This is a genomic window from Sphingomonas sp. RS2018, assembly GCF_054489605.1.
The window spans coordinates 645,261-660,579 of the sequence record NZ_JBTMWL010000002.1; the positions used below are offsets into that span (position 1 = coordinate 645,261).

Genomic DNA, 15,319 nt, shown 5'->3' on the forward strand with positions numbered 1-15,319 from the left:
TCATGGCGCCGGCTTCGTCTCCGCGCAACGCCGCTCGCGACGGTACAGACGCCAGTGGGTGCCGGAGATGCCCGCCGGGTCCGCCTGCGCGGCCAGCGCATAGGCATAGCCGCAGCGGACAGGCCGGGCCGGGAAGGGCTCGTCGCCGTCACGGTCGACGAACAGCCAGGGCGCGCAATCGGCGATGCGGATCGATCGCCCGTGCGATGAGGCCGCGCTATCGATGACGGCCTCAGCGCGGGGGCGGTCGAGGGTGACGACGGGGTCGCCGTTCAGGATCATTGCGATGGCGCGGCCGGGGTCGGCGCGGCGGTCGCGGATCAGGACGATGTCGGCGTGGAGCATCGCTATCGAAAGCGCGACGAACGCCAGCGTGCCGGCGACGCGACGCCGGCTGATGATCGCTGCGGTCAGGAGCAGCAGGGCGACGGTGGAGAGCAGATAGTAGCGAGCGATCCCGGCGTTGCCGATGTGGAGCAGCGCGACACCGGCGGGGAAGCCGACGATTGCGAGCAGGTAGAACGGCCAGCGTGCGCGATCGATCGTCTGACCGACCGCGACAAGCGCGAGAGGGAGTAAGAAGATGAGCGCGCTCCGCGGCAGGCCCAGCGTAAAGGCGGTCACGTCGCTCAGGCCGGCCCCGAGTTCGCTCCAGCTGAACGGCGTGTAGGCACCGAAGGTGAAACCGGCATCGCCCGGTAGCCACCAGAGGATCGCCGTCAGCGTCGCGGCTACCGTCAGGCAAGGAAGCGTCGCGATCCGAATCAGCGTCATGACGGCGGATCGCGGGCCGTGGTCGAATGCAGCCCGCCACGTGATCCAGCCGAACACCGCTGGGATAGCGAAAACGAAAGTCATCTGTGCGAGCACGCCGATGACGCACAGCGCCATGACGCCAAGCACCGGGAACGGTCGCGACGGGTCCGCGAGCCAGCGATCGGCGGTCGCGATCAGCGCCAGCAGCGCCAGTACCATCGGCGCATAGCCTCGCGCCTCGCTCCCATAAGCTACGAGTATTGGCGACAGCGCGAACAGCGCAGCGGTGACGAGCGCGGCACGGCGCGCGCGCCCAAGCATGGCGGCTATGGCGATCGATGCGGTCCCGCACGCGACAGACAGCGCGCGCTGCACGACCGGCGCGGCATCGAAGCCGACCAGTTGCAGCCACAGCGTGTTCAAATGGTGATTATTGTCGTGGTTGATCGCGGTGAACACGCCAAGCGGCGTACCCACGTCGCGCGCGAAGCTCGCCGACCACGCCTCGTCCAGCCACAACGCGCCCTGTGCCGCCAGCAGTCGCAGGGTCAGACCGGCCAGTACGATGCCGGTGAGGGCTAGGTGAAAGAGGCTCGGGCGCAGGCGTCGCATCATCGATCCGATCGCACGGCGGTGGTTAACGCCGCGCTATCTCGGCGTTGGGAGGCTGGGGACGGTGGACCAGAGACACCAGCACGAACGACACGATCATCAGCAGATATCAGGCGCCGAGCTTCCCCGGCGACACCATGTGCCAACCGCCGCCCGGCGACGGATAGGACCAGGCGCGGGTAAAGGTGCCGATATTTTCCGCGAACCAGATGAACAGCGCGACCAGCAGCCAGCCGAACAGCGCGAATTCGTAGAGGGCGGCAGGCGCGCCGTGCGTCGGCTGCGCCGCCTCCAGCCGTGCGCGAATCCGCGCGAACCGGGTCGCGCCAACCGGGGAACGCAGGGTCAGCGGCCCTGACGTCGCGCCAGGAAGGCAAGCCGCTCGAACAGCATCACGTCCTGCTCGTTCTTCAGCAGCGCACCGTGCAGCGGCGGTATCGCCTTGGTCGGATCGCGGTTTTGCAACACCTCGAGCGGCATGTCTTCGGCGAGCAGCAGCTTCAGCCAGTCGAGCAGCTCGGACGTGCTCGGCTTTTTCTTGAGGCCGGGTACCTCGCGTAGCTCGTAGAAGATGTCCATCGCCCGGCTGACCAGCGTCTGCTGGATGCGCGGGAAGTGGACGTCGACGATGGCCTGCATGGTCTCACGGTCGGGAAACTTGATATAGTGGAAGAAGCAGCGGCGCAGGAACGCGTCGGGCAGCTCCTTCTCGTTATTCGAGGTGATGATGACGATCGGCCGCTCGACGGCCTTCACGGTCTCCTTCGTCTCGTAGACGTGGAACTCCATCCGATCGAGTTCCTGCAGCAGGTCGTTCGGGAATTCGATGTCGGCCTTGTCGATCTCGTCGATCAGCAGGACGGGTAGCTGCGGCGCGGTGAATGCTTCCCACAGCTTGCCGCGGCGGATGTAGTTGGCGATGTCGTGGACGCGTTCGTCGCCCAGCTGGCCGTCGCGCAAGCGGGCGACCGCGTCATATTCGTAGAGGCCCTGCTGCGCCTTCGTCGTCGATTTGACGTTCCATTCGATCAGCGGCGCGCCGACCGCCTTCGCGATCTCCTGCGCCAGGACGGTCTTGCCGGTGCCGGGCTCGCCCTTGACGAGCAGCGGGCGGCGGAGGGTGACGGCGGCGTTCACGGCGACCTTCAGGTCGTCGGTCGCCACATAATCGCGGGTGCCTTCGAAACGCATCGGCGACGACTAGCCGGTCGCCGGGAAAGCGCCAAGCGTCAGATCGCGTCGCGCGCCTTCGCCCGAGCCTCCAGCAACTGCCAGAGCGCGCGATGCTGGGCCAGCACCTGCTGCGCGCCGAACAGCAGTGCGCGGTCGAAGCCGGCGGGCGCGTCATCGGGAACGGCGGTGGTGATGCCGGCAATGACATCGGGCAGGTCGAGCGGGGGCAGCGGGCGGCCCAGCCGCTCGGCCAGCGTGTCGAGTACGGGGCGGATCACCTGCCAGTCGAGCGCCAGCGCGAGTGCTGCGCCGAGCGCACAGCCGGCGCGGTCGGACCGCCCGATCATGTCCATCGCATGGCACTGCGCGACGATCGCCGCCTCGCTCTCCGCCTGACCGGGCGTGGAGGGCAGGGGGCCGGCGGCGGCGACCAGCCCGACCAGCGCGGTGCGCTCCTCGGCGAAGGCTGTCGCGACGGTTTCCAGCCACGTCTTGGCCGCTTCGTCGGCCTCGTGAGTCGTGGCGTGATCGACGACGCCCGGGTGGCGGCCGTGCAGCATACACAGGCAATGCACCGCGTCGTTCAGATCACGCAGCGCCGGCCGTCCGGCGATCAGCGCAGCGACATACGCCTGCGACGCCGACCCGTCGGTCGCCACCAGCGCATCCAGCGCGGCAACGCGCTGCTGGTGTCGGGCCGGCAATCCGCCTGTCGGGACAGCGTAGATCGGCATCGGGTGTACTCTCTGAACAAGCCGCCGAACGGGCGGCGGGAAACGCCTGAGACCATGCTCTAGGCGTCACGTCGTAAAGAGGGGGTTTATGTGCCGAGGGAATGACGTGCGAATGCGACGGGCCGAGTTTCGGGGCGGTCGGACAGGGTCTTCGCGCATTGCCAATAAGGTGATGAGATTTTCGCGTAGGTGGGCCTGCTCCCCGGAAGGCCGGGCTCCAGTTCCAGTGAGTTCGCTAGTTACGTCTGTCGCCCGCCGCTGGATCCCGGACTTCGCCGGGGAAAATGGGGGATTTCGCGGAGGCCGCCCCGGTCGAAACCGGGGCGGCAGAGCGTTTACTGGTCGAGGAAGCTGCGCATCTTGCGGCTGCGGCTCGGGTGCTTGAGCTTGCGCAGCGCCTTCGCCTCGATCTGACGGATGCGTTCGCGGGTGACCGAGAACTGCTGGCCGACCTCCTCCAGCGTATGGTCGGTGTTCATGCCGATGCCGAAACGCATGCGTAGCACGCGCTCTTCACGCGGCGTGAGGCTGGCAAGGACGCGGGTGACGGTTTCCTTCAGGTTCGCCTGGATCGCGGCGTCGACCGGGATGACCGCATTCTTATCCTCAATGAAATCGCCCAGATGCGAATCCTCCTCGTCGCCGATCGGCGTTTCGAGGGAGATCGGCTCCTTGGCGATCTTCATCACCTTGCGCACCTTCTCCAGCGGCATGGAGAGACGCTCGGCCATCTCCTCCGGAGTCGGTTCGCGGCCCTGCTCGTGCAGGAACTGGCGGCTGGTACGCACCAGCTTGTTGATCGTCTCGATCATGTGGACCGGGATACGGATCGTGCGCGCCTGATCGGCGATCGAGCGGGTGATCGCCTGACGGATCCACCACGTCGCATAAGTGCTGAACTTATAGCCGCGGCGATACTCGAACTTGTCCACCGCCTTCATCAGGCCGATGTTGCCTTCCTGAATAAGATCAAGGAATTGCAGGCCACGGTTGGTATATTTCTTGGCGATCGAGATAACGAGGCGCAGGTTCGCCTCGACCATTTCCTTCTTGGCGATGCGCGCCTCACGCTCGCCCTTCTGCACCATGTTGACGATGCGGCGGAACTCACCGAGCGCCATGCCGGTCTGCTGCGCGATCTCGCTGATCTCGGTGCGGATGCGGTCGACCGCCGCGCCCTCGTTCGCCGCGAACGCCGCCCATTTCTTGTCGGTCTTGGCGTTCGCACTCAGGAAATTCTCGTCGAGCTCGTGATCGACATAGGCGTCGAGGAAGCTCTTGCGCGGCACCTTGTGACGCTCGGCCAGACGCAGCATCTGGCCACCGAGCGCGGTCAGGCGGCGGTTGAAGCTGTAGAGCTGATCGACGAGGAATTCGATCTTCGCCTGATGGAACTGGACGCTCTCGACCTCGGCAGTCAGCTCCTCGCGCAGCTTGTGATACTTGCGCTCGTCGGACGCGGACAACTCGCCGCCCGCGCTCATCGCGCCGAGACGCGATTCCTGCACCTTCGAGAATTTCTTGTAAAGCGCGGTGATGTTGGCGAACTTCTCGAGCGCCTGCGGCTTGAGCGTCTCCTCCATCTGCGCGAGGCTGAGCGTGTTGTCCTCATCCTCGTCGTCGGAGGGGCGGGGCGCACGACGCTCGGTCATGTCGTCCTCGTCGCCGTCGGCGGAGGCCTCCTCGGGCTCTTCCTCTTCCTTGAAGCTCGTGCCCGCGGTCTTCTCGCTGATCTCGCCCGAATCGTCGTCCTCGGCGCCCTCGACCTGCTCGGCGGACGGCCCCTTGCTCAGCATCGCGTCGAGATCGAGGATCTCGCGCAGCTGCATCGTGCCCTCGTTGAGCGCGGTGGACCAGCCGATGATCGCGTTGAACGTGATCGGCGATTCGCACAGGCCCAGGATCATCGTGTCGCGACCGGCCTCGATCCGCTTGGCGATGGCGATCTCGCCCTCGCGGCTCAGCAGCTCGACCGCCCCCATCTCGCGCAGGTACATGCGCACGGGGTCGTCGGTCCGGTCGACGGTTTCCTTCTTCTTCGCGACCTCGAACGTCTGGCTGCCATCGGTGCCGTCGTCGGAGGCCTCGGCCTCGTCGGTCGTTTCCTCCTCGGTCTCGGTATCCTCGCCGGCTTCCTCGTTCTCGACGACGTTGACGCCCATGTCGTTGAGCGCGGCCATCACGTCCTCGATCTGCTCGCTGGACATCTGGTCCTGCGGCAGCATCTCGTTCAGCTGGTCATAGGTGATGTAGCCGCGCTTCTTCGCCCGCGCGACGAGCTTCTTGAGCGACCCTTCGTTCAGGTCGATCAGCGGCGCGTCGCCGGTTTCCGCCACGTCCGCGTCCGCAGTATTCGCCTTGGCCATCAATGTCCCTCGGAAATCGCGGATGCCTATCCTGCTATCGCGCGAAACTATCAATACGCGACTCTCAGACCCAGCCCGGTGGGGCCGCCTGGAGCGTCATTCCAACTCAATTATAATCCGATATGGGAGCGCCCTTAGCAGGATCAAGCAGCTTCAGACAGCCGGTCCTGCCAATCCATAAGTCGCGCGTGGATCCGCTGGGCTTCGCCTTTTACAAGTTGCAAGCGCGTGACCGTCGCGTCGTTGAAATCGGCCTTGCATGCCGCCTCAGCCGCAGCCGTCGCTCGGGCCACCTCGGACTCTTCAATCAAAAGTTCCATAACTTTCTTGAGGTCCCGACGCGCTTCATCCGGCACCCAATCTCTGTGGAAAAACGTAAAAGCGAGATCATACTGAATATCACGCTTTCGTATTTCTGGTAGTTGAGCGTGTTCCAGCGCCTCGCTAAGCGAGTTTTCATCGAGGTCGGAACGGTATGAAGCCACTTCAAGGATTCTATCACGCCAATCACGAAGCGCTTTGTGATTTGCTAGTGGCAACTGATCGACCAGTTCCCACTCTTCCCGTAGCATCGACGTATGCATCATAAGACCTAGAAGAACGGCTCTACGAAACTTGTAGTCTAGGCTGGCACGCATATCCCGGACAGCTTTTTCGATAGCCTTTCCGACGACTGTAAAGCGACGGGCGGCGGGGCCGAACAAAGCGTAGAATCTATCACGGAATGCTTGCAAATACTGTTCGCGAAGTATTTTGTGGACTATCTTATTCGCATGTTCTTGTAGTCGATCGAATAGCGATGCAGTGTCATCGGGGGTAGGCGTGCTTCCAAGCTGCGCAAGTTCGTAGTTCCAGATGAAATCGTGCAGGTCGCGCGCGCTGGAAAGATGCTCGTCAAACGCCGCACGTCCTCCTTCGCGCACAATATCATCCGGGTCTTGTCCATTCGTCAGCATAACGAAGCGGGCGGACTTTCTGGGCGCAATCATCGGAAGCAATCGCATAGCTGCGCGAAACGCAGCGCGCTGTCCCGCTGCATCGCCGTCAAAACAAAGTAACGGCGTCCCTGACACCCGCCACAACCGATCAATCTGATGTTCTGTTAATGCCGTACCGAGAGGTGCAACCACCTCGTCGAACCCGGCCTGCGCCAAGGCGATAACGTCCATGTAGCCCTCGACCGCAATGACGCGGCCGGTCTTGCGCGCTGCAGGGAGCGCGCGGTCGAGATTGTAGAGCGTGCGCCCCTTGTCGAAGAGCGGCGTCTCCGGCGAATTCAAATACTTGGGCTCGCCTTCTCCGATGATCCGGCCGCCGAAGGCGATCGGCCGTCCGCGCGGATCGCGGATCGGGATTATCAGCCGACCGCGGAAGCGATCGTAGGGCGCCTTGCCGTCGACGGCGATCAGCAGCCCGGCCTCGACCAGCATCGGGTCGCCGTAGCTCTTGAGCGCGTCCTTGAGCTTACCGCGCGAGTCGGGGGCGTAACCCAAGCCGAAGCTGCGGGCCGTCTCTGCATCGATGCCGCGTTTGGCGAGGACGGCGCGGGCTTCGGCGCCGGCGATGCCCTGCAGCTGGTCGGCGAACCAGGTCGCGGCGTCGGCCATCGCCTCGTGCAAGCCCTTCGCGCGCTCGGCCTTGGCGGCGGAGGCGCGGTCCTGCGCTGGCATCTCCAGCCCGGCGGTCTGGGCCAGTTCCTTGACCGCATCCATGAACGGCAGGCCGCGGTTCTCGGTCAGCCAGCGGATCGCGTCGCCGTGCGCGCCGCAGCCGAAACAATGGTAGAAGCCCTTGTCATCGTTCACGTAAAACGACGGCGACTTCTCGTTGTGGAAGGGGCAGCAGGCGCGGAATTCCTTGCCGGCGCGCTGAAGCTTCGTCGTCTTGCCAATAAGGCCCGACAGCGAAGTCCGGTGACGCAGCTCGTCGAGGAAGGCCGGACTCAAGCTCACGCGGCGCCGTTAGCACAAATGCGGAAAAATGGCGAGAGACAAGGCGCCCCGGCTCGTCGCTTTCTTGATGTTCCGCGCTCCCCCTCGGGTACGCGGAACATCCTGCAAGCGGAGCGATCGATCCGCCCCCGCAGCTGCTATTCACATCGCGAGAGCGGGTGATTCACCGGAACGCTCCCAACCGGAAGCGGGGTTCCGGTTCAGGCGAGCGCCGCCTTCACCAGACCGCTGGCCTTCGCCATGTCGAGGTTGGCGGCGTGGCGCGATTTCAGCTCGGCCATCACGCGGCCCATGTCTTTCATGCCGGTCGCCCCAAGGTCGGTCTTGATCGCCTCGATCGCGGCCTTCGTCTCGTCCTCGGTCAGCACCTGCGGCAGGAAGCGTTCGATCACCGCGACCTCGGCGGCCTCGGCGGCGGCGAGTTCGGGGCGGCCACCCTTTTCGTACATGTCGATCGATTCGCGACGCTGCTTGACCATCTTTTGCAGGACTTCGACGACCAGCGCGTCGTCGCTGTCCGGCGCCTTGCCCTCCCGCGACTGGGGAGCGCGTGCCTCGATGTCGCGATTCTTGATCGCGGCCTGCATCAAGCTGATGGCTCCTCGGGCTTCCTTGTCGCCGGCCTTCATGGCGGCGATCTGGGCGGCTTTGATATCGTCTCTGATCATATCGCCCCCATAGCGGCGGTTGACGGATGTGGGGAGGGGGTCTAGCTGCCGCGGCTTAGCGACATCGCCGCAATTCTGACTGGAGTGCCCGCCCGACATGGCCGACGCCGATCCCTTTGCCGTGCCTGCTGGCGCCACGGGTGTCCTCGTTCTCGCGAGTGGCGAGGTGGTGTGGGGCCGTGGTTTCGGCGCCGAGGGGCAGGCGGTGGGTGAAGTCTGCTTCCACACCGCGATGACCGGTTATCAGGAGATCATGACCGACCCGTCGTTCGCGGGCCAGATGATCTGCTTCACCTTCCCCCACATCGGCAACGTCGGCGCGAACCCCGACGACGTGGAGGCGGACAATCCCCATGCGCTCGGCATGATCGTACGCGAGGACGTGACCGAGCCGTCGAACTTCCGTTCGGCCGAGCATCTCGACCACTGGATGAAGACGCATGCGCGCATCGGCCTGTCGGGCATCGACACCCGCGCGCTGACGCGGCGCATCCGGGTCGGCGGGGCGCCCAACGGCGTGATTGCGCATTCGGCCGATGGCGCGTTCGACGTGCCGTTGCTGCTCCAGATGGCGCGCGAATGGCCGGGGCTGGAGGGTATGGACCTCGCCAAGAGCGTGACGCGCGAGACGCATGGCGGCTGGGGCGAGGATCGCGCGGGCGGCGTCTGGCGGCTGGGCTTCGGCTATGACGGCGCAGCGGAGGGCGAGCGGCCCCACGTCGTCGCGATCGATTACGGCAGCAAGCACAACATCTTCCGCAATCTGGTTCAGGCCGGCGCGAAGGTGTCCGTGGTCCCCGCCGCCGCGACCTATGACGAGATCATGGCGTTGCAGCCCGACGGCATCTTCCTGTCGAACGGCCCCGGCGACCCCGCCGCGACCGGCGAGTATGCCGTGCCGGTGATCCGGCAGTTGCTGGAGACGGGCAAGCCACTGTTCGGCATCTGCCTCGGCCACCAGCTGCTCGGCCTCGCGGTCGGCGCGCGCACCACCAAGATGTTTCAGGGCCACCGCGGCGCCAACCACCCGGTCAAGCGGCTCAGCGATGGCGCGGTCGAGATCACCAGCATGAACCACGGCTTCGCGGTCGAGCGCGAAAGCCTGCCGGAGGGCGTGCGCGAGACGCATGTGTCGCTATTCGACGGGTCGAATGCGGGGCTGGAGTTGATGGATCGGCCGGCGTTCAGCGTGCAGTATCATCCCGAGGCTAGTCCGGGGCCGCAGGATAGTTTTTATCTGTTCGAGCGGTTTGTTGGTGCACTGCAATGACGAACTTTGAGGTTATCACGCTGATTGCGATCCTCGTTGGCCCTATTTTCGCGGTGCTCGTTCAAATATTTGCTGAGCGCCGCAAAAACACAAAAGACCAAAGGACTACAACTTTCCGCATGATGGTTAGCGTGCGCCACTTGCCGGCCGATCCAGCGTATTCGACCGCAATCAACATGATACCCATTGATTTTAATGGTGTGCCTGCTGTCATGGCTGCGCATCGGACTTATATCGACGCAATTCGGTATCAAGTGTCGGCGGAGAATGTTCAGGTTCACCTTAATCAGGTTATGGCAAACCAAACCAAGCTTATTTTCGAAATGGCTAAACATCTCGGGTATAGGCTTCCGGAAACCGAAATTCAAACCACCGCATATGCGGCGCAGGGCTTTATTGAACGCGATAACTTGATGCTAGATGGTTGGAGAGCTTGGCAAAGAATAGCCGCTGCCCTTGAAAGCCAATCCCCGCAGAGCCCGGAAGCCGAACGATAATGCCCAAACGCACCGACATCTCCTCGATCCTCGTTATCGGCGCGGGGCCGATCGTCATCGGTCAGGCGTGCGAGTTCGATTATTCGGGCACGCAGGCGATCAAGGCGCTGCGCGAGGACGGGTATCGCATCGTGCTGGTCAATTCGAACCCGGCGACGATCATGACCGATCCCGATCTGGCCGACGCGACCTATATCGAGCCGATCACGCCCGAGATCGTGGCGAAGATCATCGAAAAGGAGCGTCCCGACGCGGTCCTGCCGACGATGGGCGGGCAGACCGCGCTCAACACCGCGCTGGCGCTGTTCAACGACGGCACGCTGGCGAAGTACGGCGTCGAGATGATCGGCGCGGATGCCGAGGCGATCGACAAGGCCGAGGACCGGTTGAAGTTCAAGGACGCGATGTCGAAGATCGGGCTGGAATCGGCCCGCTCCGCGATCGCGCATTCGGAGGCCGAGGCGCTGGAGGGGCTGGCGAAGACCGGCCTGCCGGCGATCATCCGCCCGAGCTTCACCATGGGCGGGACGGGCGGCGGCATCGCCTATAACCGCGAGGAATTCCTGGAGATCGTCCGCAAGGGTCTGGACGCGTCGCCGACCACCGAGGTGCTGATCGAGGAATCGCTGATCGGGTGGAAGGAGTATGAGATGGAGGTCGTGCGCGACCGCGCCGACAACGCCATCATCGTCTGCTCGATCGAGAACATCGATCCGATGGGCGTCCATACCGGCGATTCCATCACCGTCGCGCCGGCGCTGACGCTGACCGACAAGGAATATCAGATCATGCGCAACGCAAGCATCGCTTGCCTGCGCGAAATCGGTGTCGAAACAGGCGGTTCCAACGTCCAGTTCGCGGTCAATCCGAAGGACGGCCGCCTGATCGTCATCGAGATGAACCCGCGCGTCAGCCGTTCGTCGGCGCTGGCGTCGAAGGCCACCGGCTTCCCGATCGCCAAGGTCGCGGCGAAGCTGGCGGTCGGCTATACGCTCGACGAGATCACCAACGACATCACCGGCGCGACGCCGGCCAGCTTCGAACCGACGATCGACTATGTCGTGACGAAGATCCCGCGCTTCGCCTTCGAGAAGTTCAAGGGCGCGGATGCCGTGCTCGGCACCGCGATGAAGTCGGTCGGCGAAGTCATGGCGATCGGCCGCAACATTCACGAATCGCTGCAGAAGGCGTTGCGCGGGCTGGAGACGGGGCTGTCGGGCTTCAACACCGTCGATCGCCTCGCCGGGCGTCCGCGCGCGGAGATCGAGGCGGCGCTGGCGATCGCCACGCCCGACCGGCTGCTGGTCGCGGCGCAGGCGCTGCGCGAGGGCTTCACGGTCGCCGAGATTCACGCGATCGCCAAGTTCGACCCGTGGTTCCTCGAACGCATCGCCGAGATCGTCGCGGCCGAGCAGGAGGTCTGCACCAACGGCCTGCCGATCGAGGCGCCGGGCATGCGTAAGCTGAAGTCGATGGGCTTCAGCGACAAGCGCCTCGCCTGGCTGGCGCTCCAGTCCGCCAATCTGCGCGGCATGACGCGCGGCATCGCGCGCGGGTCTGGGCTGATCCACGACGTCGTCGTCGCGATGACCGGCGGGGTGACGGAAGGCGAGGTGCGCGAGCTGCGGCATCGCCTGGGCGTGCGTCCGGTCTTCAAGCGCATCGATACCTGCGCGGCGGAGTTCGACGCGAAGACGCCGTATATGTACTCGACCTACGAGGCGCCGAGCTTCGGCGAGCCCGAGTGCGAGAGCGCGCCGAGCGAGCGGCGCAAGATCGTCATTTTAGGCGGCGGGCCGAACCGGATCGGGCAGGGGATCGAGTTCGATTACTGCTGCTGCCATGCCTGCTTCGCGCTCGCGGATGCGGGTTACGAGACGATCATGGTCAACTGCAATCCGGAGACGGTGAGCACCGACTACGACACGTCCGACCGGTTGTATTTCGAGCCGCTGACCGCCGAGGACGTGCTGGAGATCCTGCATGTCGAGGCGTCGAAGGGCGAGCTCGTCGGCGTGATCGTGCAGTTCGGCGGGCAGACGCCGCTCAACCTCGCCAAGGCGCTGGAGGAGGCGGGGATCCCGATCCTCGGCACCAGCCCGGACGCGATCGATCTGGCCGAGGACCGCGAGCGCTTTGCGGCGCTGATCGCGAAGCTGGGGCTGACCCAGCCCGCCAACGGCATCGCGCGCAGCCGCGACGAGGCGATCGCGGTGGCCGAGCGGATCGGCTATCCCGTGCTGATGCGCCCGAGCTATGTGCTCGGCGGTCGCGCGATGGAGGTGGTCGACGGGCCGGCGCAGCTCGACGACTATATCCAGACCGCGGTGCAGGTGTCGGGCGAATCGCCGGTGCTGATCGACAGCTATCTGCGCGATGCGGTGGAGGTCGATGTCGACGCGATCTGCGACGGCACCGATGTCGTCGTCGCGGGCGTGATGCAGCATATCGAGGAGGCCGGCGTCCATTCGGGCGACAGCGCCTGCGCGCTGCCACCCTACAGCCTGTCCGCCGAGACCGTGGCGGAGATCGAGCGCCAGACGATCGCGCTGGCGCACGCGCTGTCGGTCGTCGGGCTGATGAACATCCAGTTCGCGGTGAAGGACGACGTCGTCTATCTGATCGAGGTCAATCCGCGCGCCAGTCGCACGGTGCCGTTCGTCGCCAAGGCGATCGGCGCGCCGGTCGCCAAGATCGCGGCGCGGGTGATGGCGGGCGAGAAGCTGGCCGACCTGCCGGGCATCGACCGCGCGATCGGCCATGTCGCGGTGAAGGAGGCGGTGTTCCCGTTCAATCGCTTCCCCGGCGTCGATCCGGTGCTGTCGCCCGAGATGAAGTCTACCGGTGAAGTGATGGGAATCGATCGCGATTTCACGATCGCCTTCGCCAAGGCGCAACTGGGCGCGGGCACCGTCCTGCCGTCGTCGGGCACCGTGTTCGTCAGCGTCAAGGACAGCGACAAGGCCGTCATCCTGCCGGGCGTCCGCATCCTCGCCGAACAGGGCTTCACCATCGTCGCGACCGGTGGCACGGCGGACTATCTGCTGGCCAACGGCGTCGCGGTCGAACCGGTGTTGAAGGTGGCGCAGGGACGGCCGAACATCGTCGACCGGATCGTCGACGGCGACGTCGCGCTGGTGTTCAACACGACGGAGGGGTGGCAGTCGCTGAAGGACAGCCAGGAAATCCGCAAATCGGCGCTGGCGCACAAGGTGCCGTACTTCACGACCGCATCGGCGGCGGTGGCGGCGTCACGCTCGATTGCGGCGCTGGCGACCACGTCCCTTGAAGTACGCCCCTTGCAATCCTATTATTCGCAGTCGCACAATTGATCCCCCGACAGTTCGGTTGATGTGCGGGCGCCTCGTCAGGGAGAGGCGCTTGGGGAAGGGGCGTTGAAGGAAAGCGTAATGGCGACGGTCGAGAAGATGCCGATGCTGGCTGAGGGCTATGAGAAGCTCCACGCCGATCTGAAACGGCTGAAGACCGAACGCCCGACCATCGTCGACGCGATCGAGGAAGCGCGTGCGCACGGCGATCTTTCGGAGAACGCGGAATATCACGCCGCCAAGGAGCGGCAGGGCCAGGTCGAGGCGTCGATCTCCGACATCGAGGACAAGCTGTCCCGCGCGCAGATCATCGATCCGAAGGACCTGTCGGGCGACAAGATCGTGTTCGGCGCGACTGTCACGCTGCTCGACGATGCCGACAAGCCGGTGACCTACCAGATCGTCGGCCAAACCGAGGCCGATGCCCGGACCGGCCGGATCAGCTACAACTCGCCACTCGGTCGCGCGCTGATCGGGCGCAGCGTCGACGACGAGATCGAGGTGTCGGTGCCGGCGGGCGATCGCTACTACGTCGTCAGCAAGATCGAGTTCATCTGACCCCTCTACGGCGGACATCATGACCAGCATCTTCAGGACCGCCCCGGCGACCGCCGCCATCGCGGTCCTGACCGTCGTCGTCAGCCTGATCGTCACGTTCAGCGGCTATGACGGGCTGTGGTCGTATCACGCCGGCTTCATTCCGGCGCGGGTCACCTATGGCCTCGCGCCGGGCCAAACCGGCTTCCTGCCGCTCGCCCTCACGCCGTTGTCGTCGGCGCTGATCCACGGCGGCATCCTGCATCTCGGCTTCAATCTCGTCACCTTCCTTTATTGCGGCAAGGCGGCGGAGAAGGCGCTGGGTACGCGCGGGCTGATCGTGCTGTACGTGCTCGGCGCCTATGCGGCCTGCGCGGCGCAGTATCTCGCGTCGCCCGAGGCGGAGGTGCCGATGATCGGCGCGAGCGGCGCGGTATCGGCGATCGTCGGTGCCTATTCGTTGCTCTACGGCCGCAATCGCGCGCGCGATCTGGGGCCGGTGCCGGCTTGGCTGGTGCATGTGCTGTGGCTGCTCGCGGCGTGGACGGTGCTGAACCTCGCGGTCGGCTTCTTGAGCGCGCGGTCGGGCACGCCGATCGCCGCAGCGGCGCATGTCGGCGGGTTCATCGCCGGACTGGTGCTGTGCCGCCCGCTGCTGATGTGGAACTGGCGGCACGCCTGAAGCTCCGCGACCGCCGGCGCGATCGCGGAGCCGATACAACAGTTAGGCGGCGCTGAACTTGTCGTCTTCGTCGATGATGCGCAGCTTGCCATCGGCGATCGCGAAGACGGCGCCGTGGATCAGCAAAGTGCCGTCCTCCAGCCCCTTCTGCACGAAGGGGAAGGTCTTCAGGTTCTCGATCGAGACGCGGACGCCTTCCTGCTCCAGCTTTTCCTGGCCTTTGTCGCCGGTGCCGAATTCATCGGCGACGCGGTCACGCGCCTCGTCCAGCAGGCCGATCCATTCGGCGACAAACCCGCCTTCGCCCGGGGGCGCATCCTTGAGGCTCTTGGTCAGCGCCGCGTTGACGCCGCCGCAGGCGCCGTGGCCGAGCACGACGATCTCCTCGACCTTCAGCTTCGTCACCGCGAATTCCAGCGCGGCCGACACGCCGTGCAGGCCGCCCGAACTGTCGAACGGCGGCACTAGCGCGGCGACATTGCGCACGACGAACACTTCGCCCGGGCGCGAGCCGAAGATGGTGGCGGGGTCGACCCGGCTGTCGGAGCAGGCGATAATCATCACCTTGGGCGACTGACCGCTCGCCAGTTCGCCCCAGCGCTCGCGCTCCTCAAGCCATTCGCCGCCGCGGAATTTGTAGTAGCCGTCGATCAGGTTGGAGAAATGGGTCATGTCGTCCTTTCGAAATCGGGATTGCACGGACGGTAAAACATGAGCCGATGAGCCGTTCCAGCACGGATTAG

The 15,319-nt window shown here is 64.9% G+C and carries 12 protein-coding genes and 1 pseudogene; 5 read left to right on the forward strand and 8 right to left on the reverse strand.

Translation table 11 applies throughout. The features are described 5' to 3' along the window. The 7 genes and pseudogenes from ACX40P_RS08245 to ACX40P_RS08275 all read right to left on the reverse strand — a co-directional run bounded on the left by ACX40P_RS08245 (nt 1) and on the right by ACX40P_RS08275 (nt 8,261). Nucleotides 1–1,371, reverse strand: a complete 1,371-nt coding sequence (locus ACX40P_RS08245; protein WP_459125830.1) for a hypothetical protein — start codon at nt 1,369–1,371, stop codon at nt 1–3. 109 nt (nt 1,372–1,480) lie between these two features. Further along, nucleotides 1,481–1,609, reverse strand: a pseudogene (locus ACX40P_RS08250) (DUF817 family protein); the annotation flags it as partial. A 104-nt stretch (nt 1,610–1,713) separates the two neighbouring features. Further along, a complete protein-coding gene (locus tag ACX40P_RS08255; protein ID WP_459125831.1) occupies nt 1,714–2,559 on the reverse strand; it encodes an AAA family ATPase in 846 nt (281 codons plus the stop codon). 38 nt (nt 2,560–2,597) lie between these two features. Beyond that, nucleotides 2,598–3,275: a DUF6975 family protein gene (locus ACX40P_RS08260; protein ID WP_459125832.1), complete on the reverse strand. Its 678-nt coding sequence runs from the start codon at nt 3,273–3,275 to the stop codon at nt 2,598–2,600. 335 nt (nt 3,276–3,610) lie between these two features. After that, a complete protein-coding gene (rpoD, locus tag ACX40P_RS08265; protein ID WP_459125833.1) occupies nt 3,611–5,641 on the reverse strand; it encodes an RNA polymerase sigma factor RpoD in 2,031 nt (676 codons plus the stop codon). A 143-nt stretch (nt 5,642–5,784) separates the two neighbouring features. Next, nucleotides 5,785–7,593, reverse strand: coding sequence for a DNA primase (gene dnaG / locus ACX40P_RS08270; protein ID WP_459125834.1), 1,809 nt, complete (start codon nt 7,591–7,593; stop codon nt 5,785–5,787). 200 nt (nt 7,594–7,793) lie between these two features. Continuing rightward, entirely contained in the window at nt 7,794–8,261 is a 468-nt protein-coding gene (locus tag ACX40P_RS08275) for a GatB/YqeY domain-containing protein (RefSeq protein ID WP_459125835.1), read from the reverse strand. A gap of 97 nt (nt 8,262–8,358) precedes the next feature. On the opposite strand from ACX40P_RS08275, the gene carA reads away from it, so the two are divergent. From carA to ACX40P_RS08300, 5 genes are all read left to right on the forward strand, one after another. Continuing rightward, nucleotides 8,359–9,531: a glutamine-hydrolyzing carbamoyl-phosphate synthase small subunit gene (gene carA / locus ACX40P_RS08280; protein ID WP_459125836.1), complete on the forward strand. Its 1,173-nt coding sequence runs from the start codon at nt 8,359–8,361 to the stop codon at nt 9,529–9,531. Further along, nucleotides 9,528–10,028: a DUF6680 family protein gene (locus ACX40P_RS08285; RefSeq protein ID WP_459125837.1), complete on the forward strand. Its 501-nt coding sequence runs from the start codon at nt 9,528–9,530 to the stop codon at nt 10,026–10,028. Before carA ends, ACX40P_RS08285 begins: the two co-directional genes overlap by 4 nt. Continuing rightward, on the forward strand, nt 10,028–13,360 hold the full coding sequence (carB, locus tag ACX40P_RS08290) for a carbamoyl-phosphate synthase large subunit (RefSeq protein WP_459125838.1): 3,333 nt from the start codon (nt 10,028–10,030) through the stop codon (nt 13,358–13,360). Before ACX40P_RS08285 ends, carB begins: the two co-directional genes overlap by 1 nt. Before the next feature lie 78 nt (nt 13,361–13,438). After that, a complete protein-coding gene (greA, locus tag ACX40P_RS08295; RefSeq protein ID WP_459125839.1) occupies nt 13,439–13,915 on the forward strand; it encodes a transcription elongation factor GreA in 477 nt (158 codons plus the stop codon). Nucleotides 13,916–13,934: 19 nt separating this feature from the next. Continuing rightward, entirely contained in the window at nt 13,935–14,576 is a 642-nt protein-coding gene (locus ACX40P_RS08300) for a rhomboid family intramembrane serine protease (RefSeq protein WP_459125840.1), read from the forward strand. A 42-nt stretch (nt 14,577–14,618) separates the two neighbouring features. Here the strand turns inward: ACX40P_RS08300 and ACX40P_RS08305 are convergent, their stop codons facing one another. Beyond that, nucleotides 14,619–15,248, reverse strand: a complete 630-nt coding sequence (locus tag ACX40P_RS08305; protein ID WP_459125841.1) for a carbonic anhydrase — start codon at nt 15,246–15,248, stop codon at nt 14,619–14,621. Between the last annotated feature and the right edge of the window lie 71 nt (nt 15,249–15,319).